The 21,758-nt window shown below is 71.5% G+C and carries 23 protein-coding genes and 5 tRNA genes; 18 read left to right on the forward strand and 10 right to left on the reverse strand.

Annotated features, from left to right (window positions below; genetic code table 11):
- Positions 1–68 precede the first annotated feature (68 nt).
- Positions 69–884: a TrmH family RNA methyltransferase gene (locus tag SNA_RS12655; RefSeq protein WP_030067116.1), complete on the forward strand. Its 816-nt coding sequence runs from the start codon at positions 69–71 to the stop codon at positions 882–884.
- A complete protein-coding gene (locus SNA_RS12660; RefSeq protein ID WP_030067117.1) occupies positions 877–1,404 on the forward strand; it encodes a DUF3995 domain-containing protein in 528 nt (175 codons plus the stop codon). Before SNA_RS12655 ends, SNA_RS12660 begins: the two co-directional genes overlap by 8 nt.
- A gap of 70 nt (positions 1,405–1,474) precedes the next feature.
- On the opposite strand, the gene SNA_RS12665 is transcribed toward SNA_RS12660, so the two are convergent.
- On the reverse strand, positions 1,475–2,848 hold the full coding sequence (locus tag SNA_RS12665; protein WP_044364989.1) for a serine/threonine-protein kinase: 1,374 nt from the start codon (positions 2,846–2,848) through the stop codon (positions 1,475–1,477).
- 628 nt (positions 2,849–3,476) lie between these two features.
- Between SNA_RS12665 and SNA_RS43170 the strand changes: the two genes are divergently transcribed.
- Entirely contained in the window at positions 3,477–3,647 is a 171-nt protein-coding gene (locus SNA_RS43170; protein ID WP_198535025.1) for a hypothetical protein, read from the forward strand.
- Between the two features lie 207 nt (positions 3,648–3,854).
- Here SNA_RS43170 and SNA_RS12670 read toward each other — a convergent pair.
- From SNA_RS12670 to SNA_RS12685, 3 genes are all read right to left on the reverse strand, one after another.
- Positions 3,855–3,926 (reverse strand) — tRNA-Val (locus tag SNA_RS12670).
- A gap of 106 nt (positions 3,927–4,032) precedes the next feature.
- Positions 4,033–4,106: transfer RNA gene (locus SNA_RS12680), tRNA-Cys, on the reverse strand.
- Between the two features lie 35 nt (positions 4,107–4,141).
- A tRNA-Gly gene (locus SNA_RS12685) sits at positions 4,142–4,214 on the reverse strand.
- Between the two features lie 196 nt (positions 4,215–4,410).
- Between SNA_RS12685 and SNA_RS12690 the strand changes: the two genes are divergently transcribed.
- From SNA_RS12690 to SNA_RS12700, 3 genes are read left to right on the forward strand one after another with little or no spacing between them, the layout of a single operon-like run.
- Positions 4,411–5,460 (forward strand): chorismate-binding protein, encoded by a 1,050-nt coding sequence (locus SNA_RS12690; protein ID WP_078969874.1) that lies wholly within the window; start codon positions 4,411–4,413, stop codon positions 5,458–5,460.
- The gene (locus SNA_RS12695) at positions 5,457–6,281 is read left to right on the forward strand and encodes an aminotransferase class IV (RefSeq protein ID WP_030067122.1); all 825 of its coding nucleotides are present in this window, start codon (positions 5,457–5,459) and stop codon (positions 6,279–6,281) included. Before SNA_RS12690 ends, SNA_RS12695 begins: the two co-directional genes overlap by 4 nt.
- 56 nt (positions 6,282–6,337) lie before the next feature.
- Positions 6,338–7,168, forward strand: a complete 831-nt coding sequence (locus tag SNA_RS12700) for a GNAT family N-acetyltransferase (protein WP_044364993.1) — start codon at positions 6,338–6,340, stop codon at positions 7,166–7,168.
- A 107-nt stretch (positions 7,169–7,275) separates the two neighbouring features.
- On the opposite strand, the gene SNA_RS12705 is transcribed toward SNA_RS12700, so the two are convergent.
- On the reverse strand, positions 7,276–7,815 hold the full coding sequence (locus SNA_RS12705; RefSeq protein WP_044364994.1) for a DsbA family protein: 540 nt from the start codon (positions 7,813–7,815) through the stop codon (positions 7,276–7,278).
- 239 nt (positions 7,816–8,054) lie between these two features.
- On the opposite strand from SNA_RS12705, the gene SNA_RS12710 reads away from it, so the two are divergent.
- Together SNA_RS12710 and SNA_RS43175 are read left to right on the forward strand one after the other, a co-directional pair.
- Complete coding sequence (locus SNA_RS12710) at positions 8,055–8,525, forward strand: hypothetical protein (protein WP_030067124.1); 471 nt, start codon at positions 8,055–8,057, stop codon at positions 8,523–8,525.
- Positions 8,526–8,593: 68 nt separating this feature from the next.
- Positions 8,594–8,749 (forward strand): hypothetical protein, encoded by a 156-nt coding sequence (locus tag SNA_RS43175; RefSeq protein ID WP_198535026.1) that lies wholly within the window; start codon positions 8,594–8,596, stop codon positions 8,747–8,749.
- A gap of 33 nt (positions 8,750–8,782) precedes the next feature.
- On the opposite strand, the gene SNA_RS12715 is transcribed toward SNA_RS43175, so the two are convergent.
- Positions 8,783–9,349, reverse strand: a complete 567-nt coding sequence (locus SNA_RS12715) for a CGNR zinc finger domain-containing protein (RefSeq protein ID WP_030067125.1) — start codon at positions 9,347–9,349, stop codon at positions 8,783–8,785.
- 227 nt (positions 9,350–9,576) lie between these two features.
- The gene (locus SNA_RS12720; protein WP_003959770.1) at positions 9,577–9,990 is read right to left on the reverse strand and encodes an SsgA family sporulation/cell division regulator; all 414 of its coding nucleotides are present in this window, start codon (positions 9,988–9,990) and stop codon (positions 9,577–9,579) included.
- A gap of 188 nt (positions 9,991–10,178) precedes the next feature.
- Between SNA_RS12720 and SNA_RS12725 the strand changes: the two genes are divergently transcribed.
- The 4 genes from SNA_RS12725 to SNA_RS12740 all read left to right on the forward strand — a co-directional run bounded on the left by SNA_RS12725 (position 10,179) and on the right by SNA_RS12740 (position 11,455).
- Entirely contained in the window at positions 10,179–10,613 is a 435-nt protein-coding gene (locus tag SNA_RS12725; RefSeq protein WP_030067126.1) for a TIGR02611 family protein, read from the forward strand.
- Positions 10,614–10,666: 53 nt separating this feature from the next.
- Positions 10,667–10,738: transfer RNA gene (locus SNA_RS12730), tRNA-Val, on the forward strand.
- A gap of 86 nt (positions 10,739–10,824) precedes the next feature.
- A complete protein-coding gene (locus SNA_RS12735) occupies positions 10,825–11,286 on the forward strand; it encodes an SRPBCC family protein (RefSeq protein ID WP_044365005.1) in 462 nt (153 codons plus the stop codon).
- Between the two features lie 97 nt (positions 11,287–11,383).
- Positions 11,384–11,455: transfer RNA gene (locus SNA_RS12740), tRNA-Val, on the forward strand.
- Between the two features lie 195 nt (positions 11,456–11,650).
- On the opposite strand, the gene SNA_RS12745 is transcribed toward SNA_RS12740, so the two are convergent.
- Positions 11,651–12,376: an exonuclease domain-containing protein gene (locus SNA_RS12745; RefSeq protein ID WP_030067128.1), complete on the reverse strand. Its 726-nt coding sequence runs from the start codon at positions 12,374–12,376 to the stop codon at positions 11,651–11,653.
- A gap of 196 nt (positions 12,377–12,572) precedes the next feature.
- Here SNA_RS12745 and SNA_RS12750 point away from each other — a divergent pair, with 196 nt between their 5' ends.
- The 3 genes from SNA_RS12750 (at position 12,573) to thrS (ending at position 16,504) form a co-directional block, all read left to right on the forward strand.
- Positions 12,573–13,130, forward strand: coding sequence for a DUF4365 domain-containing protein (locus SNA_RS12750; RefSeq protein WP_030067129.1), 558 nt, complete (start codon positions 12,573–12,575; stop codon positions 13,128–13,130).
- The gene (locus tag SNA_RS12755; RefSeq protein ID WP_044365006.1) at positions 13,130–14,323 is read left to right on the forward strand and encodes a hypothetical protein; all 1,194 of its coding nucleotides are present in this window, start codon (positions 13,130–13,132) and stop codon (positions 14,321–14,323) included. Before SNA_RS12750 ends, SNA_RS12755 begins: the two co-directional genes overlap by 1 nt.
- A 198-nt stretch (positions 14,324–14,521) precedes the next feature.
- The gene (thrS, locus tag SNA_RS12760) at positions 14,522–16,504 is read left to right on the forward strand and encodes a threonine--tRNA ligase (protein WP_037790911.1); all 1,983 of its coding nucleotides are present in this window, start codon (positions 14,522–14,524) and stop codon (positions 16,502–16,504) included.
- Positions 16,505–16,583: 79 nt separating this feature from the next.
- On the opposite strand, the gene SNA_RS12765 is transcribed toward thrS, so the two are convergent.
- Positions 16,584–17,225 (reverse strand): potassium channel family protein, encoded by a 642-nt coding sequence (locus SNA_RS12765; protein WP_030067132.1) that lies wholly within the window; start codon positions 17,223–17,225, stop codon positions 16,584–16,586.
- Positions 17,226–17,292: 67 nt separating this feature from the next.
- Between SNA_RS12765 and SNA_RS12770 the strand changes: the two genes are divergently transcribed.
- The 3 genes from SNA_RS12770 (at position 17,293) to SNA_RS12780 (ending at position 19,987) form a co-directional block, all read left to right on the forward strand.
- Positions 17,293–17,850 (forward strand): HIT family protein, encoded by a 558-nt coding sequence (locus tag SNA_RS12770; protein ID WP_030067133.1) that lies wholly within the window; start codon positions 17,293–17,295, stop codon positions 17,848–17,850.
- A 155-nt stretch (positions 17,851–18,005) separates the two neighbouring features.
- On the forward strand, positions 18,006–18,785 hold the full coding sequence (locus SNA_RS12775; protein ID WP_037790913.1) for a polysaccharide deacetylase family protein: 780 nt from the start codon (positions 18,006–18,008) through the stop codon (positions 18,783–18,785).
- On the forward strand, positions 18,785–19,987 hold the full coding sequence (locus SNA_RS12780; protein WP_030067135.1) for a YncE family protein: 1,203 nt from the start codon (positions 18,785–18,787) through the stop codon (positions 19,985–19,987). The genes SNA_RS12775 and SNA_RS12780 overlap by 1 nt, the downstream gene beginning before the upstream one ends.
- Before the next feature lie 28 nt (positions 19,988–20,015).
- Here SNA_RS12780 and SNA_RS12785 read toward each other — a convergent pair whose 3' ends face one another.
- On the reverse strand, positions 20,016–21,689 hold the full coding sequence (locus SNA_RS12785) for a hypothetical protein (RefSeq protein WP_044365009.1): 1,674 nt from the start codon (positions 21,687–21,689) through the stop codon (positions 20,016–20,018).
- Between the last annotated feature and the right edge of the window lie 69 nt (positions 21,690–21,758).

Here is a 21,758-nt window from a genome sequence, read left to right on the forward strand (position 1 = left end):
AAGTAACCGCGCCCCGCCAACCCGCCCCCGCCCTTGGCACCTCCACACCGACAAGGCACGATCTCCCCGTGGCAGAAATCATCACCGTCGATGACCCGGACGACCCCCGGCTGGCCGACTACACCGGCCTGACCGACGTCGAGCTGCGGCGCCGCCGCGAGCCCGCCGAAGGGCTGTTCATCGCCGAGGGCGAGAAGGTCATCCGCCGCGCCCTCCACGCCGGCTACGAGATGCGCTCGATGCTCCTCTCCGCCAAGTGGGTCGACGTCATGCGCGATGTCATCGACGAGGTCCCGGCCCCGGTCTACGCCGTCAGCCCCGGCCTCGCCGAGCGGGTGACGGGCTATCACGTCCACCGCGGCGCCCTGGCTTCCATGCAGCGCAAACCGCTGCCCACGGCCACCGAACTCCTCGCCCGCACCCGCCGTATCGCGGTGATGGAAGCCGTCAACGACCACACCAACATCGGCGCCATCTTCCGCAGCGCGGCGGCCCTGGGCATGGACGCGGTGCTGCTCTCCCCGGACTGCGCCGACCCCCTCTACCGCCGCTCGGTGAAGGTTTCCATGGGCGCGGTCTTCTCCGTCCCGTACGCGCGCCTGGAGAGCTGGCCCCGCGATTTGGCGGCCGTACGGGAAGCCGGTTTCAAACTCCTCGCCCTCACCCCCTCCGACAAGGCCACCCCCATCGCCGAGGCCGCCCCGCACACCCTGGAGCGCGCCGCGCTGATGCTCGGCGCCGAGGGCGGCGGCCTGACCACGGGCGCCCTGCGCGCCGCCGACGAATGGGTCCGCATCCCCATGGCCCACGGCGTCGACTCCCTGAACGTCGGCGCGGCCGCCGCCGTCGCCTTCTACGCGGTGGCCACGGCCGATCGTGCCTAGCCGCCCCCAGACCCCCGCGTACGAGGATCCGCAGGACACGACAACACCCGCATTGTGGGGGCGTATCGCGTGCACCTGGGCGGTCGCCTTCGCCGCGCTGCATTTCTACTGGGCGCTGGGCGGCAGCCGGGGCCTGAGCGTCTCGGCGGGGTCTCTGGCCGAGACACGCCCCGGGTGGTTCGTGGCGGTGGGCCTGTGGGGTGTGGGGCTGCTGTGCCTTGTCGCCGGCGTGCTGGGATGGCTCCTCGCCCGACCGCGGCCTCGTGGCCTGTTCGGACGGACGCTCAGGGTTCTGGGGTGGTGTGCCTGCGCCGTGCTGCTGGCCCGCGGTATCGCCGTCGAGGCGCTGCTGCTGGCCGACACGGCGGGCCAGGAGGTCCACGTGAGCCCGGAACAGCGGATGTGGACGCTGGCGCTGTGGAATCCCTGGTTCCTGATCGGCGGTCTGCTCTTCGGCCTGGCCGCACGGAAGTTCGGAAGAGCAAAGGGCCCGAGCGGCGGCGCTGCCCCACACCCCTGACACCACGGCCCGGCCGACACCGAGCCGGTCACCCTCGCAGCCGGTCCGGGAAGTTCCTTCGGAACCCCCGCTAGAGGATCCGCTCGGAGCCCCCGTCAGGGACGCCGACGCCCGCCACCGTCACCGCCCGCCGCTCTCCCAGCCCACGGGCCGGGCCCTGGCAGCCCTGGGCCGCCGCGATGCCCAGCGCGACCAGCAGCGTCACGACCACGAAGACGATCACCCGCTGCCGCAGCAGCCGGCGGTCGGGGCCGGGGCGGCGGCCCGATCCCGTACGGACCGGGGTGCGCGCCCCGTTGCGTCCCGTGCCCCGGGCCGCCGGGACCCGGGCCCCGCCCCGCCCGCCGCCGGTCCGCGGGTTCGTGCCCTTGGCGCCGTGCGCGGCCTTCGTCCCGTGCGGCCCGTGCGTGCCTCCCGTGCCCGAGGACGGTCCCGGGCCGGACGGCCGCGAGGTCGCCTCGCGCGGCGCCGGAGGACGCGCGCCGGGCGGCCGCGGCGTCGGAGTGCCCCCCGTCCGCCGCTCGGTGCGCTGCCGTGCGTACTCCTCGGCCCGCTGCCCCGCCGGCCGCCGCTCCAGCCGCTCCCAGCCCGCGCCGCCCTCCGCGGGATCGCCGGACAGCCCGTGCGCCTCGCGGGCCGCGATCTCCTTGAGCCGCAGCGACAGCGACAGGGTGCTCGGCCGGTCCGCCGGATCCTTGGCCAGACACGTCGCCAGCAGCGGCGCCAGCGCATCCGGGACCCCGGCCAGCTGCGCCTCCTCATGGACGACGCGGTAGAGCATGACCTCCGAACTGCCCTGCCCGAAGGGCGAGTCCGCGGTGCAGGCGTACGCGAGGGTGGCCCCCAGCGCGAAGATGTCCGTCGCCGGCGTCACCGCCGCACCGCGCACCTGCTCCGGCGCGAGGAAGCCGGGCGATCCCACCGCCGTACCGACATGGGTGAGTGTGCTGGCGCCCGTCGCCCAGGCGATACCGAAGTCGATGATCCGCGGGCCCTTGGGCGACAGCAGAATGTTGGACGGCTTCAGATCGCGGTGCACCACGCCCGCGTCATGGACGGCCAGCAGCCCCTCGGACAGCGCCGCCCCGATGGAGGCGACCTCCGCCGGGGACAGCGGACCCTCCTCGTTGACCTTGTCGTGCAGCGAGGGGCCGGGGACGTACTGGGTGGCGAACCAGGGGCGGTCGGCGTCCAGATCGGCCGCGACCAGCCGGGCCGTACAGCCGCCGCGGATCCGCCGGGCCGCCGACACCTCGCGGGCGAACCGCGACCGGAATTCCTGATCCTCCGCCAGATCCGGGCGGATCACCTTCAGCGCCACCCGCTGCCCGCGCTTGTCCGAACCGAGATAGACCACGCCCATCCCGCCCGCGCCGAGCCGGCGGTGCAGCCGGAACGTCCCGACGACACGCGGGTCCTCGCGTCGGAGCCGCATCATCGCCATGTCCGTCGTCCCCTGCCTGTGGTGGGGAGGCCCCACCCCGCTGCCAACCGTCTGACGTGGCACAGCTTACGGATTGACGGCTCGCTGTGCGCTAAGGCCGCGCATGCGTCGGCAAGTGGATTGTCGGTGGCGGGCGGGATCCTTCAGCAGCGGGACGCAACCGGCCGCGGTGCGGCCCGACTTCCCGTGCGAGAGCTCAATGATCCGTCACGGAACGGAGTTTGACGCAACGAAAGGTGACCGGGCCGGGAGAGCCGTGGATGCCGGGGACACCTCCGGGGCGTACGCCGTGGTGGCGGGCAGAGCCGGGCGAAGTGTGGGGACGGCGGTGTGCAGGGCGGTGGCCGAAGTGAGCGAAGTCACCCGGAAAGGGGTGGTTCCTCGGGGAGCCCCAGGTCCGGGCCCCGCTGCTGCCGCCGCACCCTCCGCCCGCTTGCTCCACCGGCCCTCTCCACCCAGCGGAGTACGCCGGATGGTGTGCCGTCATCCCATTGGAGGCCACGGAAGCGGTACGACGGCATGACGCCCTGGCGCCGCCGGATGCTTAATGTGGTCTTCACGCGGCGGGCGGCGCACTCGTCCCCCGAGGTCAGACGCCCGCCGCCCCAGACACGACAGGAGTGGGGCGATGGCGGAGACCTCATGGCGCACGGCCGGCGGCCGTAGGCCCGGCAGGCGCCATCCCCTCGTCGCCGTGGCGATGGCGGTGCCGCTGGCGGTTCTCCTGACCGTGGTCTTCGGCGGCTGGGATGCCGTCGTCACACAGGCGTCGTCCGTGGCCGGAATCCTGGGGCGCTGAACGGCGCCCCGGTCCTGGGAGAGCGGCCCGGGACAGGGACTTCCGGTCAACCCCGTGGGGACGGGGGTGCGGCGGACGGCAGGAATGGCCGGGCATCTGGGGAGATGCCCGGCCATCACGCTTGTGCGGTGGTTTCGGCTGCGGTCCGGTTTCGGCCACAAAAAGCCGAGGGCCGGAGCGAAGTGCTCCGGCCCTCGGTTTCGGGTGTGGACGATACTGGGATTGAACCAGTGACCTCTTCCGTGTCAGGGAAGCGCTCTCCCGCTGAGCTAATCGTCCTCGGGACCACGGATCCGAAGATCCCCGGCTGCGTGCGCGATACTGGGATTGAACCAGTGACCTCTTCCGTGTCAGGGAAGCGCTCTCCCGCTGAGCTAATCGTCCTTGGAGGTGGAGACGGGATTTGAACCCGTGTAGACGGCTTTGCAGGCCGTTGCCTCGCCTCTCGGCCACTCCACCAGGAGTGAGGGGGTTCGGGAAGATCCCCCACATCGAGCGGACGACGAGACTCGAACTCGCGACATCCACCTTGGCAAGGTGGTGCTCTACCAACTGAGCTACGTCCGCAGATGCATCCCCCGGACCACGTCCGGGAGCTGCCTGGCCTCCGGGGCGCTTCCGCGTCCCGGCGACGTGTTGAACTCTAGCGGATTCCGGGGCCAGTACAAAAACGCGTTTGTGCAGCGTGCTGCGCTGCTCGCTCGGCCCGGTCCGCTGTCGGTCCCCCCGCCATAGACTCACTGACGTGCGCGACTTCCCTCCCATGGCCCGCTTCGGCGGCCTGATAGCCACCGACCTGCGCGATGTCACCACCGATCCCGCGGCACTGGACTCCACGGGCTGGTGGGCGGTCGTCGCCGACTTCGAAGGGGGTGTGGTCTGCGCCCGCTTCGGCGACGTACGGCCCGCCGGCCCCGTCGACGAGCCCGCCCCCGGCGGCTGGGCCGGCCCCGCCCGCGCGGACTGGCACAGCTCCATGGACCGCGACGCCTACACCGCCGGGGTGCGCAGCGTGCGGGACTACATAGCGGCGGGCGAGGTCTATCAGGTGAACCTCTGCCGGGTGCTGTCCGCGCCGCTGCCCGACCCCGCGCGCAGTGATGTGGACGCGCTGTCCGCGGTGCTGGCCCACGGCAACCCCGCCCCCTACGCCGGTACGGTGCGGCTGCCCGCCCATGGCGTCGAGGTGGCCTCCGCCTCTCCGGAGCTGTTCCTGCGGCGTACGGGCCGTACGGTCGAGTCCGGGCCGATCAAGGGGACCGGCCGGACGGCCGCGGATCTGTCCGGGAAGGACCGGGCGGAGAACGTCATGATCGTCGACCTGGTCCGCAACGACCTGGGCCGGGTCTGCGCCACGGGCACGGTGACCGTCCCGGCGCTGTGCGCCGTCGAGGCGCACCCCGGCCTCGTCCACCTGGTCTCCACCGTGCGCGGCGAACTGGACGGGGCGCACGAGGCGAGCGCCTGGGCGGATCTGCTGGCCGCCACCTTCCCGCCCGGTTCCGTCACCGGAGCGCCCAAGTCCAGCGCGCTGCGGATCATCGACGAGCTGGAGACCGCGCCCCGCGGCCCGTACTGCGGCGGCATCGGCTGGGTCGACGCGGACCGCCGCACCGGCGAGCTCAATGTCGGCATCCGGACGTTCTGGATCGACCGCGCCGCACCGGGCGGCCCCGTCCTGCGCTTCGGCGCCGGCGCGGGCATCATCTGGGACTCCGACCCGGAGCGGGAGTGGGCCGAGACCGAATTGAAGGCGGAACGGCTGCTCGCGGTAGCGTCGGGGGTGCACGAAGTGAGCGGAGGACGACGATGAGGATCTGGCTCGACGGGGGACTGCGGGACGCCGACGGTGCCCGCGTCTCGGTCTTCGACCACGGGCTGACGGTCGGCGACGGCGTCTTCGAGACCGTCAAGGCCGAGCGGGGACGTGCCTTCGCCCTCACCCGCCACCTGGAGCGCCTGGCCACCTCCGCCCGGGGCCTCGGCCTGCCGGAGCCCGATCTCGACGAGGTGCGCCGCGGCTGCACGGCCGTCCTGGACGCCAACCCGGTGGCGCTCGGCCGGCTGCGGATCACCTACACCGGCGGGCTCTCCCCGCTCGGCTCGGACCGCGGCGACGACGGCACCACGCTGGTCATCGCGGTCTCCGAGGCGCCCCGCCGCCCCGACACCACCGCCGCGATCACCGTCCCCTGGACCCGTAACGAACGCGGTGCGCTCGCGGGTCTGAAGACCACCTCGTACGGCGAGAACGTCGTCGCGCTCGCCCGCGCCCGCGAACTGGGCGCCTCCGAGGCGCTGTTCGCCAACACCGTCGGACAGCTCTGCGAGGGCACCGGCTCCAATGTCTTCGTCGTCCTGGACGGCGAGCTGCACACCCCGCCGCTGCACTCCGGGTGCCTGGCCGGCATCACCCGCGCCCTGACGGTCACCTGGGCGGGCGCCAAGGAGACCGATCTGCCGCTGGACGTTCTGGAGCGCGCCGAGGAGATCTTCCTGACCTCCACCCTGCGCGATGTGCAGGCGGTGACCCGGATCGACGGGCGCCAACTGGCCGAGCGGCCGGGCCCGGTGACCGCCGAGGCCATGCGGATCTTCGACGAGCAGGCGGCCGCGGACACCGATCCCCGGTGAGACACCGCTGATGTCCCGGTGGTGACCGGCCCGCGGCAGCAGGGTAGGAAGTCCCCGTGACCACAACGCTGCGTCCATCGGGACCCGAGACACGCCATGAGGACGGGGGCCGGGCCCGTTCGTACGACGTCTGCGTCAACAGCCGCCGCGTCGGCGGGATCCGGCTGGCTACCGACGCCCGGTTCGGGCCGGTCGCCGGGCGGATCGAGGCGCTGGACATCGACCGCCCCGACCGGCACCGCGGCCGCGCCACCGTGGCCGCGCTGGCCGCCGAGGAAGTGCTGCGCGGCTGGGGCTGCCGGCAGATCGAGGTGACCGTCCCGGCAGCCTCCGAGGCCGTCGTACGCCTGGCCGCCGCCCTGGGCTACACCGAGCGCAGCCGCAGGATGACCAAGGCGCTGGACGCGCCGCCCGAGCTGCCCGAGGGCAGCCGGGAGCGCCGGATGGGCGCGGCGGAGTACCCGGCCTGGCGTGCGGCGGCGATCGCCGAGCACATCCGGGTGCAGACGGGTCTGGGCGTGCCCCGGGAGCGGGCCGAGCGGGCGTCGTACGAGGGGCACGCCGAGATGCTCCCGGACGGCCCCGACACCCACGGCCATGCGCTGCGCATTTTGCGGCACGACGGCGTGGACGTCGGCACGCTCTGGCTCGCGGTGGAGATCCCCGGGCATCCGGGCGGCTATGTCGTCGACGTGCGGGTGGATCCCGCCCATCGCGGCCGGGGCCACGGTCGCACGCTGATGCTCGTCGCCGAGCGGGTGTGCCTCGCGGCGGGCCGGCCGGTGCTGGGTCTCACCGTGTACGCGGACAACGCCCCGGCGCTGGGGCTGTACGAGGCGCTGGGCTACCGGCCGACCGCGTACGAGCTGTGGAAGCCGATCCTGTAGGGCGTCGCTGGAGGCCGTGGGCCCGACCGGGGGCGGGTCTGGTGCCCCTGTTGTCCTCCGGGTGCCCCAGGCGGCCTCCGGTGCCCCAGGCGGCGGCCCCCGGCGGCTCAGTCCTGCCCGGCGGAGCGCTCGGCCAGCAGCCGGTCGGCGATCTCCTCGATGCGGGCGCGCAGCCCCTCCTGGCTCGTGCCGCCGTCCAGCCGCTCGCCGCCGATCACATACGTCGGGGTGCCGGTCACGCCGATGGCCTTGCCCTCCGCCTGATCGGCGTCGACGATCAGCAGGTGCCGCCCGTCGACCAGCGCGGTGTCCATCTCCTCGGCGTCCAGCCCCAGCTCCCCGGCCACCTTCAGCAGCAGCTTCTCGCCGCCCTTGGCCAGCTCCTCGGTACGCGCCAGCACCGCCTCGATGTACGGCCAGCCCCGGCCCTGCTCGGTGGCCTCCTCGGCCGCCTGGGCGGCGGCGTAGGCGTGCTTGTGCTTGGCCAGCGGGAAGTGGCGCAGCCGGATGTCCAGCCGGTCGCCGTAGCGCTCGCGCAGCGCCCGCAGGTCGTCGAGGGCGGCATGGCAGTCCGGGCACTGCAACTCGCACCACACGTCGAGGACGGGCGGGGGAGGGGTGGGGCCGGCGGAGGTGGCGTCGTTCATGGGGTCAGTCTTCCAGCCCGCCGCCGCCGCACACCCGGAGGTACCCCCGGCCGGGGCCGCACCGGCACCTGGGGAGCAGGACCGGCACCTGGGGAGGAGGCCGACCCCGAGCCGACCCTGAGATGTCCCTGAAGACCGGGCGGAACATGTCCGTTCGGGCGGCGGAGAGGGCAGGATGGAAGGGAGCGGATGACCGGGCCGGTCATCCCCGTTCGACCATTCACTGGCAGGAGGACCGGATGCTGACCTCGACCGTCTGTGCCGCGGTGTCGGCGGCGGGCCTGGGCATCGCCGCGATCACGGCCTACCGCAAGCGGTTCCTGGCCGCGCTGCGGATCGCGGCGTTCTCGCTGATCCCCATCGGCCTGGTGATGACGGGCGTCATCGACTGGGTCACCAATATCGTCTTCAAGCCCACGGTCTGGGCCGGTTTCGGCCTGCTTGCTCTCTCGGCGCTCCTGCTCGCGATCGGCAGGACGGTGGAGCGCCGCCGGGGCGGCATAGGCAGCCGCAAGGAGCGCAAGGCCGCCGCGGCATCCGGAGCGGGTGCGGTGGCGCCGGCCGCCTCGGCGCCCTCCCTCACCGCCGGCCGGGGTGCGGACCGGCAGTCCGCGAAGGAGGCCGCGAAAGCCAAGACCAAGGGAGCAAGCAGCGCACCGAAGGATGACTTCTCGGACATCGAAGCGATCCTGAAAAAACACGGGATCTGATGAACTCCCCCTGCTGAAGCGGATATTGGGAGCAGGGAGACGATCAACTGCGCCATGATGCGCGCGAGATGAACGATGAGTGCGCCCTGGCCCGGGAGAACGCCCCGGCCCCCGAAACGCGCGGCTGCCTGTTCGCGCTGTCCCAGCCCCCGCTGATGCTGTTCCTGACCGTCATCGGCTTTCTGTTGCTCCTCGGCGCCGTACACGACCTCTACATCCTGTGAGCCGCCGGCGCGGTCGGGCGGCCGCCCGACCGCTCAGCCGGCCGCATCCCGCTGCCGGGCCCGGTAGGCGGCCACATGCAGCCGGTTGCCGCAGGTGCGGCTGTCGCAGTAGCGGCGGGAGCGGTTGCGGGAGAGATCGACGAAGGCGTGCCGGCAGTCCGGTGCCTCGCAGTGCCGCAGCCGCTCGCGCTCCCCGGCGACGACGATGAACGCCAGCGCCATCCCGCCGTCCGCGGCCAGATGGTCGGCGACCGAGGCGCCCGGTGCGAAGTAGTGGACGTGCCAGTTGTAGCCGTCGTGATCGGTCAGCTGCGGGGTGGTGCCGGCGGAGGCGACCAGCGCGTTCAGCAGCTCGGCGGCCTTGCGGTCGTCCCGGGCGGTGAAGACTTCGGCCAGCCGCGCGCGCAGCTCCCGTACGGCCCGCAGGTCGGCCTCCCCGAGGATGCCGACATCGCTGATGTTGTGGCGCCGTACGAACTCCTCGAGCGCCGGGAGGCCGGGGAGGGTGTCCGGGGCGCCGGGCGCCTCGCCCTCCGGTGCGGTGTTCAGCAGATCGACCACGGCATCGAGGGCGCACCGGGTGTCATGGGTGATCAGCACGGTTCCGCTCCCTGGCCGAGTGGGGAGCGGGCGGGCGCCGCCCCCGGTGTCGTTGCCGAATGGTCGCCGACTCTAGCGCCTCGAACAAGCCTGGGCGCCGCCTCCGCGGTGGGTCCGCGGCGACGGCGCCGGAGCGTGCGTATGAACTTGTCGGTCCTGCGCCGTCGCCCCGAGTCGGACGGTCGCAAGTGTGAGCGGGTGGTTGCGGTGGGCGGCTGTGGTGCGTCTCAGCTCTCCGCCAAGATGTGGGAAAGCTCGGTGTCGAGATCGAAATGCCGGTGTTCCGTACCCGGTGGTACGGCGGCGTCGGTCCTCTTCAGGAAGGATTCAAGAGCCCGCGCCGGGGCCTCCAGCAGGGCTTCGCCTTCCGGAGAGCTCAGGGCGATGCAGACCACACCCTGACCATGGCTCCGGGACGGCCAAACGCGGACGTCGCCGGTGCCCGTGGGCCGGTGCAGGCCCTCGGCGAGGAGGTCGCGGGCGAAAACCCATTCGACGGTCTCCTCGGCTCCGGTATGGAAGGTGGCATGCACGGCATAAGGATCGGCCGTGTCATACCGCAGGCCCGCGGGTACAGGCAGTGAGGACTCGCTCGACACAACGAGGCGCAGGTGCAGCTCGCAGCTGACCGTGGTGTTCATAAGCGCCAGGGCCTTTCGCTCAGTGTGCGCTCGGGGATTCGCACGTCGGCGAAATCGACATGCCACCTACGGTGCCGTTGTAAACCCCTCTGACGGTTTTGGGTGGCTTCACGTACCTCTTACGGCGGATTGCAGGATCGTCCTCGGCGGTAATTCAGCGGAGCGAGTGCGTCCGGTACGTTGGATCCATGAATACGGAGAGTGACGGGGGGTCGGGAGGTGACGGGGAGGACACCGGCGAGGGCACCGGTCCGGCGCTCGGTTCGCGGGCGCCGCGCTTCATCCGGCGCTCCCGCACGCTGCACCTGAGCTGGCAGGTCGCGGTCTTCGTCCTCGGCCTCGCGGTGGTGGTCGCCGGCGTGATCATGCTGCCGCTGCCCGGCCCCGGCTGGCTGGTGATCTTCGCCGGTATGGCGCTCTGGGCGACCGAATTCGTTTGGGCCCAGCTGGTACTGCGCTGGACCAAACGAAAGGTCACCGAGGCGGCGAAGAAAGCACTCGACCCGAAAGTGCGCCGCCGCAACATCATTCTCACGACCATCGGCGTGGTGATCATCGCCGCGCTGCTGGCGGCCTATGTGGCAAAGTTCGGACCGGTCCTGCCGTGGCACGTCGGCCAGTGACCCGTATGTGGTCAGAAGGGCCCGCCGACGTGCGGTAATGTTGGCCGTGCGCCGGGCGATTAGCTCAGTGGGAGAGCGCTTCGTTCACACCGAAGAGGTCACTGGTTCGAACCCAGTATCGCCCACCCCGGCATGCGGCCCGGAGACACGAAGTCTCCGGGTCGTTGCGGTATTTGGGCCCCCGCGTCGCCGCGGGGCGCACACTGGGATCATGCCAGCCTGGTCCAGCCGACTGCACCGCTACCGCTTCCGTAGCGAGTGGCTGCTCGCCGCCCCGCCCGCCGTCGTCTACGCCGTCCTCGAACGCGCCGAGTCCTACCCCCGCTGGTGGCCGCAGGTGCGCGAGGTGACCCCCCTCGACGAGCACAGCGGACTGGCCCGCTTCCGCAGCCGGCTGCCGTACGAGCTGTCGGTCGTGGCCACCGAGCGGATGCGGGATCCGGGAGCGGGCGTGCTGGAGATAACGCTCCGCGGTGACCTGGGCGGCTGGGCGCGCTGGACGATCCGCCCTGGTCACGGCGGGACCCGGGTGCTCTTCGAGCAGGACGTCGAGGTCTGCAAACCGCTGCTGCGCTGCCTGGCACTGCCGGGGCGTCCGCTGTTCCGGCTCAACCACGCGCTGATGATGCGCGGCGGGCGCCGCGGCCTGGCCGCCTGGCTGGCCCGGGGCTGAGCGGCCCCGGCCCGGCGGCCCGGTCACAGGAATTTGATGGAAGGCCGCGACGGGCTGTATTGTTCTGCTCGTTCGCGAGGGAAACCCGCAGACACCCGGGCGATTAGCTCAGTGGGAGAGCGCTTCGTTCACACCGAAGAGGTCACTGGTTCGAACCCAGTATCGCCCACCGGGATCAAGGACCGGGCCGCCAATTGGCGGCCCGGTCCTTTTCGTTGGAACGGGCGCGTTGGTCCGGGTGCGCTGGCACAGGTGCATTGGCCCGGGTGCATTGGCACGGGTTCGTGGAAACGGGGCGGGGAAGTCCGGGAAGGGGCCGCGCCTCGGCCATTTTCCGTATGGCCGAAAAAGGGGTGAGGTCCGTTCAGGCCGCCGCGGGGAGCGCGGGCCGCAGCGGCCAATGGGGATCGACCGGCTCGGGGGTGCCGCTGCGGGCGAACCACGCCTCGAGCCCACGGGCCTGCGCGGCGTGCCAGATCGCCTGGCGGGTGTGCAGATCGCCCGGTTGCAGTCCCTCCAACCGGGCGGCGAAGCGTTGGCCCAGGGCCCGTACGACCCGCAGCGCGGCCACGGCGTCGGCGGCGGCCTCATGGGCGTCGGTCAGCTCGACCTCGTAGTGGGCGCACAGATCGGTCAGGGTGCGGCGGCCCTTGCGGTAGCGGTCGAGGTGCTTGTCCAGCACCCGGGGATCGAGGACGCACAGCTGATGCGAGCCCAGCGCGGCGCCCAGCGAGCTGGCGCGATGGCGCTTCAACTCGCGGTCCAGCAGGGTCAGGTCGAACGGGGCGTTCATCACGACCAGGGGGCGGCCGGCCACCGACTGGGCGGCCAGCGCCCGCGCGAGCTCCTCCAGCACCGGCGCCGGCCAGCGGCCGTGCAGCGCGAGATGGTCGGCGGTCAGACCGTGCACCGCGGTCGCCGCCTCGGGTATCTCCACGCCGGGATTGATCAGCCAGCGGGTGATCCGCGGGGCGGAGCGCGGGGTCTCCTGGACCACCAGGGCGGCGGAGACGATGCGGTCGTGCTCGACATCGATGCCCGTCGTCTCGGTGTCGAAGGCGGCAAGCGGACCGTCGTACCAGGGCGGCATCATCCCAACTCCTCGCATCGATGGGGCGGATGACGACACGGGCCATCCGAGCTGGTGATACCCGAGCGGACCGGTTCTCGAACCGTCGTTGTTTGACGCCCACTTGACACGGAGACAACCACAGGGACGGGCCGCCTCCGGATCCGGCCGCCCGCCAGCCCACGCATCGATCGGCACAGCCCGGAAGGCCCCCGCGATGACACTCGCGCAGCCGGAGCCGGGCGCTCAGCGGATCACTCCGCAGCGCGGCGCACTCGCCATGACTGCCTGCATGGAGACCCTCCAGGTGGGCTATCTGCACGCGGTCGCCGCCGCCTCCGGGTGCTCGCTGGCGCAGCCCTTCCCGGACAACGGAATCGACTGGCACGTCAGCCACGCCGCGCCGGACCACACCGTCGACGACGAGGTCACCATCAAGGTGCAGCTCAAATGCACCTACCAGACCGCCCCCCGCCCACCGGGCCCGACCTTCGCCTTCACCCTCGACAACGACCACCTGGTGAAGCTGGCCCGTACGCCCGTATCGGTGCACAAGATCCTGGTCGTGATGCTGGTGCCCCGCACCCAGGACGACTGGCTGCACGCCGGCCACGACCGCCTCGAACTGCGCCACTGCTGCTACTGGATCAATCTGGCCGGACACCCCGTGACCGGCCGACGCAGGACCACTGTGCGGATTCCGACCACGCGGATCTTCGACGACCGAGCGCTCGTGGAGATCATGACGCGGGTCGGGGCGGGAGGGAGACCCTGATGTACCGGCCGACCGATGACCACTATGGGCACGACCACGACCTGCGGCCGCCGGATCCCGCGCAGCTCGACCCCGGGGTGCTCGCCGCGCTGCTCGCCCGGCACGGCTGGCGGCGCCGGGGCGGGGCCGCCGGCCACTACACCCGGTGGACGCCGCCCGGTGGGGCGGCCGGCGCCAGCCTGCTGGTGCCGCACGACCGCCGCTTCCCCGACAGCGGCGAGCTGCTCGCCGAGGCGTTGGCGGCGCTGGCGCACAGCGCCGCGCCGTCGGCCCGCGAGGTGCTGATGGGACTCACGGTGCCCAGCGACGAGGTGCGCTGGGAGCGGGAGATCCCGGACGACGGCTCGGCCGCCGCGCACTGGGTGGCGCAGGAGCGGCTGCGCGGCGCGGCCCGCTCGATGCTGATGGCCGGGGCCCTGGGGACGTACGCGCGGGCCGGGTATTACGGCGCCCGGCACAAACGGCGGGCCGAGGGATTTCTGGCCGACGTCCTGGTCGGCCCGGTGTCCGCCGGGAGCCGGCTGGCCGCCTTCGTCCCCGTGCGCGACGGGCGCGGCGCCGTCGCCGCCCTCCAACGGGCGCTGCACGCGGCCCGCGACGCCACCGACTACCAGCGCGCGACCGGCCGGACGGAAGCCTTCGACGCCGCCGTCGAGCTGGGCGTCTGCCATGAGCTGGCGCAGGCGCTGATCGCCCTGGTGCGGGACGCGGAGGGGGTGCGCATCGCGGTCGAGTGGTCGCCCGCCGCCGGCACCCCGGCCGGCTTCGCACCCCGCCCCGAGCCGGTGGAGTTCTCGCCGGGCGATCTGCCCGCGCTCCAGCAGGCCGCCCAGCGCTACGTACGGGACGAGCCCTCGCTGCCGGTGCGGGTGACCGGCGCGGTCGTCCGGCTGCGGCGGGAGCGGCCGGAGGGGCCCGGAACGGTGCGGCTGCGGGTGATCGCCGGGGCGGATGTGGTGCAGGTGAGGGCCGCGCTGGGGGAGGAGGACTACCGCATCGCCGGGCACGCCCATCTGGTCGGGTTGCCGATCCAGGTCAGCGGACGGCTGGAGAGCCGGGGCGGGTTCCGGCGGATCACCGGGGGCCGCGAGGTCACCCCCGTACAGGTCGACGAGGCGGAGCGCGACCGGCTGCTCAAATCGCTCCAGGAGAATCTCGACGTCTTCGAGGAGGCGTGCGGCGGCGAGGACTGAACCGGGAGGAGGGGCGAACAGGGAGGACGAGTGAACAGGGACGAGTGAACAGGGGGAGGAGCGAGCAGGGGAGGACGCGTGAAAAGGGAGGTTGTCCACAGGCACCGGAATCCGTTTCGCGGTCGGGTCGGGTGGCTCGGTACGATTCGCCTGCGCAGCAATCGCTGACGTGAAAGAGACATGAGTCAGGAGAGACCGGTGTCAGACGTCCGTGTGACCGTCCAACGCGATTCCGAGCGGGAAGAACGCGTGGTGACCACGGGCACTACGGCCGCCGACCTCTTCCAGGGCGAGCGCAGCATCGTCGCCGCACGGGTGGCCGGGGAGCTGAAGGACCTGGCCTACGAGATCGCCGACGGCGACGAGGTCGAGCCGGTCGAGATCACCTCCGACGACGGTCTGAACATCCTGCGGCACTCCACCGCGCATGTGATGGCGCAGGCCGTGCAGGAGCTGTTCCCGGAGGCGAAGCTGGGCATCGGCCCGCCCATCAAGGACGGCTTCTACTACGACTTCGACGTCGAGACTCCCTTCCACCCGGACGATCTCAAGCGCATCGAGAAGAAGATGCAGGAGATCCAGAAGCGCGGGCAGAAGTTCGCGCGCCGGGCCGTCAGCGACGACGCCGCCCGCGAGGAGCTGGCCGACGAGCCGTACAAGCTGGAGCTGATCGGCCTCAAGGGCTCCGCGGCGGACGCCGCCGAGGGCGCCTCCGCCGAGGTCGGCGCCGGGCAGCTGACCATCTACGACAACCTCGACGCCAAGACCGGCGAGCTGTGCTGGAAGGACCTGTGCCGCGGTCCCCACCTGCCCAGCACCCGGGTGATCCCCGCCTTCAAGCTGATGCGCTCGGCCGCCGCCTACTGGCGCGGCAGCGAGAAGAACAAGCAGCTCCAGCGCATCTACGGCACCGCCTGGCCGACCAAGGACGAGCTCAAGGCGTATCTGGAGTTCCTCGCCGAGGCCGAGAAGCGCGACCACCGCAAGCTGGGTGCGGAGCTGGACCTGTTCTCCTTCCCGGACGAGCTGGGCCCCGGCCTCGCGGTCTTCCACCCCAAGGGCGGCGTGGTCCGCAAGGTGATGGAGGACTACGCGCGCCGCCGGCACGAGGACGCGGGCTACGAGTTCGTGAACACCCCGCACATCACGAAGCAGGGGCTCTTCGAGACCTCCGGGCATCTGCCGCACTACGGCGAGGCCATGTTCCCGCCGATCGAGTTCGACGGGCAGAACTACCGCCTCAAGGCGATGAACTGCCCCATGCACAACCTGATCTTCAAGTCGCGCGGCCGGTCCTACCGTGAACTGCCGCTGCGTCTCTTCGAGTTCGGCACGGTCTACCGCTACGAGAAGTCCGGCGTGGTGCACGGTCTGACCCGCTCGCGCGGCTTCACCCAGGACGACTCGCACATCTACTGCTCCAAGGAGCAGATGCCCCAGGAGCTCGACACGCTCCTGACCTTCGTGCTCGACCTGCTGCGCGACTACGGCCTGACCGACTTCGAGCTGGAGCTGTCCACCCGCGACCCCGACTCGGACAAGTTCATCGGCTCGGACGAGGACTGGGCGGAGGCCACCGAGGCGCTGCGCCAGGCGGCCGAGAAGCAGGGCCTTCCGCTGGTCCCGGACCCGGGCGGCGCCGCGTACTACGGCCCGAAGATCTCGGTGCAGGCGAAGGACGCGATCGGGCGGTCCTGGCAGATGTCGACCCTCCAGGTCGACTTCAACCAGCCCAAGCGGTTCGGCCTGGAGTACACCGCGGCGGACGGTTCCAAGCAGCAGCCGGTCATGCTGCACCGCGCGCTGTTCGGTTCGATCGAGCGGTTCTTCGGCGTGCTGCTGGAGCACTACGCGGGCGCGTTCCCGGCGTGGCTGGCCCCGGTGCAGGCGATCGGCATCCCGATCGGCGATGCGCACGTTCCGTACCTGGAGGAGTTCGCCCGGCAGGCGAGGGCCAAGGGGCTGCGGGTCGAGGTGGACGCGTCGTCGGACCGGATGCAGAAGAAGATCCGCAACGCCCAGAAGAGCAAGGTCCCGTTCATGATCCTCGCCGGTGATGAGGACATGGCGGCCGGTGCGGTGTCCTTCCGCTACCGCGACGGGTCGCAGAAGAACGGCATCCCGCGCGACGAGGCGATCGCCGAGATCCTGGACATCGTGGAGCGCCGCGTCCAGGTGTGACGCCCGCCCTGACCGGTGCAAGGCCCCGGGGAGCCGCCCGCTCCCCGGGGCCGCCCGTTTTTCAGGTGTCCCCGTTTTTTCAGGTGTCCCCGTCCTGCCGGAAGCGCCGCACCAGCCAGGACGAGAACGAGCCGACCACCGCGCCGACCAGGGCTACCCCGGCGAACATCAGGCCCGCCCCGATCACCCGGCCGCGCGGGGTGACGGGGGTGGCGTCGCCGTAGCCCGTGGTCGTCAGGGTGGAGGCGGCCCACCAGACCGCATCGCCGAAGGTGCGGATATCGGCGTGCGGGGCGTGATGTTCGTCGTGGTAGACGGCGAGGGCGGCCGCATACCCCAGCAGGAGGGCCGTGAGGCCGGTGTAGGTCATCACCCGCGCTTCGAGCGCGAGCCGCGGATGGTCGCGGCGGCGCTGCACCCGGTCGTAGGTGTCGATCATCCGCAGCGGCCGCAGCAGGGGCAGGACGGTCACCACCAGGTCCAGCCAGTGCCGGCGCACAAAGCGCAGCCGATGGTCGCTGAGCAGCAGCCGGGCCAGATAGTCGGCGATGAACGCGGCCCAGGTCACGGCGGTGACGACGGCCCAGAAGGCATGCCAGGTGGGAGAGAGGCCGGGGACCAGGACGCGGACGGAATAGGCGGCGAGGAAGAGCAGGGAGGCGGCGAAGAGACCGGGCTCGGCGGCGCGCTCCCACTGGTGCAGCCGCTGTCGTCTGTCCACCGCTTCAGCATCGCCGAGCGCCCGGTGACCTCCGCCCCAGCGACACGCTGCCAAGGGGCGACGCAATATGCTGGCCCGTATGACAAGCGAGCCGGAACAGCAGATCGGAGTCGGGACCCAGGACGCCTTCCAGCGCCTGTGGACGCCCCACCGGATGGCCTACATCCAGGGTGAGAACAAGCCGAGCGGCCCCGGGGCCGACGACGGCTGCCCGTTCTGCTCGATCCCCGAGAAGTCCGACGAGGACGGTCTGGTGATCGCCCGCGGTGAGCATGTCTATGCGGTGCTGAATCTGTATCCGTACAACGGCGGGCATCTGATGGTGGTGCCGTTCCGGCACGTCGCGGACTACACCGAGCTGGACGAGGCGGAGACCGCGGAGCTCGCGGAGTTCACCAAGCGGGCGATGCGGGCGCTGCGCACGGCGTCCGGGGCGCACGGTTTCAACATCGGGATGAACCAGGGGGGCGTCGCCGGGGCCGGGATCGCGGCGCATCTGCACCAGCATGTCGTGCCGCGCTGGGGCGGTGACACCAACTTCATGCCGGTGGTCGGGCACACCAAGGTGCTGCCCCAACTCCTCGCGGACACCCGGGCGATGCTGGCGGCGGCCTGGCCCGTGTAGCGGACGGGCGGACGGTTGCTCCGGGCGATGGGCGGCGGGCGACCTGGCCGGGCGATGGGCAGGCATCGGATGCCGGGCGTCCGGAGTAACGACACGATCCCGGAAGAATCGGGCATATCGCCTCAAATTCGGATGGTTGCCACTCTAATAGTGTGGTGACCTCTCTGGATCGTCGCTCCGTGCTGCGCACCACCACCTCGGCCGCTGCAGCCGGTGCGCTCGCCGCGGGCTGCGCCCCGGGCCGTACGGACCGGACCGTACGGGACGCTGCCGTGCCGCGCCCCGGCGCCCGGACCCCGGTGCACGCCACCCGGCCGCCCACCAGGGTCCCCGGCCGCCCCGTACAGCTCGACCACGGGCCCCGGGACGGCCGGGCGGTCGCGCTGACCTTCCACGGCCGGGGCGATGCCCGCCTGGCCAGGGCTCTGCTGGGCGAGGCCGAACGGGCCGGCGCCCGGGTGACCGTCCTCGCGGTCGGCGACTGGCTCGACGAGCGGCCCGAGATGGCCCGCCGGATCCTCGACGGCGGTCATGAGCTGGGCAATCACACCATGCACCACCGCAATATCTGCGCGCTGCCGCAGGCCGCGGCGTATGCGGAGATCGCCGGGTGCGCGGACCGGCTGCGGCGGCTGACGGGCAGCATCGGCAGCTGGTTCCGGCCCTCGCAGGCTCGCCGGGCCACCGACCTGGTCACCCGCCTGGCGCGCCGGGCCGGCTATCCGCACGTCCTGTCCTACGACCTGGACTCCCTCGACTCCACCGACCCCGGCGCCCCGGCCGTCCGGCGCACCGTTCTGGACGGCATCGGGCCGGGTTCGGTGGTGAGCCTCCACCTCGGGCACGCCGGCACGGTGGCCGCGCTACCCCCGATCCTCGACGGACTCCGCCGGCGCGGGCTGCGCGCGGTGACGACAACGGAGCTAATGACCTGATGGCTGACCGGAACCGTACCCCCGCCCGTAGATCCCCCCGCCCCGGCCGCCGTACCGCACCGCTCGCCCTGGTCTGTGTCCTGCTGGCGGCGGGCTGTTCCGGCGGCGACACCCGGGCCGCCCAGTCCGGCCCGCGCCCCGCGCGCCCTTCGGCCGCCCGCGCGGCCGGACCGGGGCTGCCCGGGATGCCGCCGCTGGTGGACACGAGGGATCTGTACGCCGCGGACCGGCCCAACCGGCTGGCGCCGCAGGTACGCGACTTTCCCTCGCGGGTCTACGTCCCCAACACCGGCTCCGACTCGGTCAGCGTCATCGACCCCAAGACCTACAAGGTGATCGAGACGATCCCGGTGGGGGTGCAGCCGCAGCACGTCGTGCCGTCATGGGACCTGAAGACGCTGTGGGTCAACAACAACCGCGGGCACGACCTCACCCCGATCGACCCGGCCACCGGGAAGGCCGGAAAGCCCGTCAAGGTCCATGACCCGTACAACCTCTACTTCACGCCCAACGGGAAGTACGCGATCGTGATGGCCTCGATGGACCGTCAGCTGGTCTTCCGCGATCCGCACACCATGGCCATCCGCAAGACGCTGCCGGTCAGCTGCGGGGGCGTCAATCACGCCGACTTCTCGCCGGACGGGCGGTATTTCATCGTTTCCTGCGAGTTCTCCGGTGAACTGCTCAAGGTGGACACCGAGAAGATGAAGGTGATCGGCCAGGAGAAGCTGCCGTTCGAGGGGGCGATGCCGCAGGACGTGAAGATCTCGCCGAACGGCAGGACCTGGTACATCGCCGACATGATGGCCGACGGGGTGTGGGTCCTGGACGGCGACCGCTTCACCACACCGCGGCTGCTGCCCACGGGCAAGGGCACCCACGGGCTCTACGTCAGCCGTGACTCCAAGAAGATGTACATCTCCAACCGGGGTGAGGGCTCCATCTCGCTGCTCGACTTCGCGACCGGGGACCTCGTGGGGAAATGGCACATCCCCGGGGGCGGCAGCCCGGACATGGGCGGGGTGTCGGCGGACGGCAAGGTGCTGTGGCTGTCGGGGCGCTACAACTCCGAGGTCTACGCCCTGGACACCCGTACCGGCAGAACACTCGCCAAGATCCCCGTGGGCCAGGGGCCGCACGGGCTCGCGGTCTATCCGCAGCCGGGTCGGTACTCACTGGGCCACACGGGGATCTTCCGCTAGGCGGCCGGGAGTTCGGTGAACTCCCGGCCTAGGCGTTGTACTCGTCGGCGTTCTTCGGCTCCGCGCTCTGGACCATGCCGCTCAGTGCCAGCGAGCGGTTGTCGAAGCGCTCGACGTCCACGCCGTTCTCCTTCAGCACGCTCAGCGCGGCGGCGTGGACGACCCGCAGCACCGGGGTCGCGGCGCGCAGCGCGTCATCGGCCATGAAGCGGTGGCGCCAGGGCTTGTCGGCCCACACATGGCGCAGCCCGAACGGCTCGGGGAGGGTGAGCTTGCCGCCGAGGAAGTCCAGCACCGGCGGGAACCAGGTCAGCGGGGCGCGGGCGGCGAGCCGGACGACCTCGTCGGAGTCGATGAGCGGAAGGGTGATCTTCTTGGTCTCCCAGAACCGGACGGTCTTGGCGACATCCTTGGTCTTGGGCTCCGGCTTGCTGGTGAACAGGCCGTTGACCGGGCCGAGGGCGTGCCCGGTCACCTCGATGCGCAGCGTCTCGTGCAGCACCGTGACGGTGATCATCAACGTGAGCACCAACTGGCCGTCCCACAGGACGAACTGCACACCCAGGTAATGGCGGTTGCCGGCACCGAACTGCTGCTCGTTGCAGATCCGCTCTATCTCGTGGCCGCGGATCTGATACGCGTCGGTGTCCGTACCGTCCGGGCGGGAGACCGCGCCGGCCTTCTCGCCGACCGGCGAGACGATCCAGTGGCGGACCGACGGCGTCGGGAAGCCGCCGGTGTGCAGCGGGGAGCGCTCCAGCATGCGCAGCCGGTCGTGGATCACCCGTACGACGTCCCAGCTGCGGAACGGATGGATCTCGACGCCTTCCTGGGCGGGCCGCAGTTCCTCGGCCAGCTGCCAGCTGCCCCAGCGCGTGCCCATGCCGAGTATGCCCTTGGGGCCCGCGTAGAAGACGACATTGCTGCTCTGCTCGGCGGAGACCTTGGCGAGGTTCTGGCGGAGGGTCTCGGCGGCGGTCTGGTTCGGGTCCTGGGGGACCGCCTCGGGGATCTTGGCCGCCACCCCGCCGCCCTCGAGCAGCCCCTGCCAGGCCCCCCGCATCGCCACCGCGGCCTTCTCGCAGATCTGCTTGGCCCACCACCAGCCGATGACCGGGGCGACGACCATGGCACGGACGTACAGCGGCCAGAAACCGGACAGCGGCAGCTTGACCATGAAGTACAGCCCGACGACGCCCAGCACGGCCAGCAGCGCCCCGCCCAGCAGGGAGACGCCCCCGCCGTCCTTGGCGAGCATCTTCTTGAGCTGGAAGCCGCCCAGCCACAGCAGCACCCCGGGCAGGAACAGCAGCCCGAACAGCACCATGATCACCGACAGTTGGGCGTCGCGCTGCTTGCGCAGCCGGGTGGCCGACAGGCAGTGCTCGACGATGGTCTGCGGCTCGGTGCCGAAGGACTGGATCAGCGGCTTGCGGCCGCCGCCCAGCATCCGGACCTGGACGGCGCGCGAGAACGCCTCGCCGAGGTTGGGCTCGAACAGCGACAGCTTCGGCTTCTTGATCCCGGACTTGCCGGAATCGGAGTCGGCCTCGGAGATCTTGGAGAGCTTGCAGTCGCGATAGGCGGCCGAGGCCAGCGCCTGGGTCGCCGCCGTCTGCCCGGCGCCCCCGGAGACCGGCACCTGCGCCCCCGGACTGAAATCAAAGCCGTCTGCCACTACCGCCCCCAACGCCGCACGCATCCGATGCTGCTGGCTCTTCCCGACTACCGCTCACGGCACACCTGTTGAGCCGCCCACCGCATTCAGCGT

Origin of the sequence: Streptomyces natalensis ATCC 27448 (genome assembly GCF_000935125.1) — a bacterium.
Classification (GTDB): Bacteria; Actinomycetota; Actinomycetes; order Streptomycetales; family Streptomycetaceae; genus Streptomyces; species Streptomyces natalensis.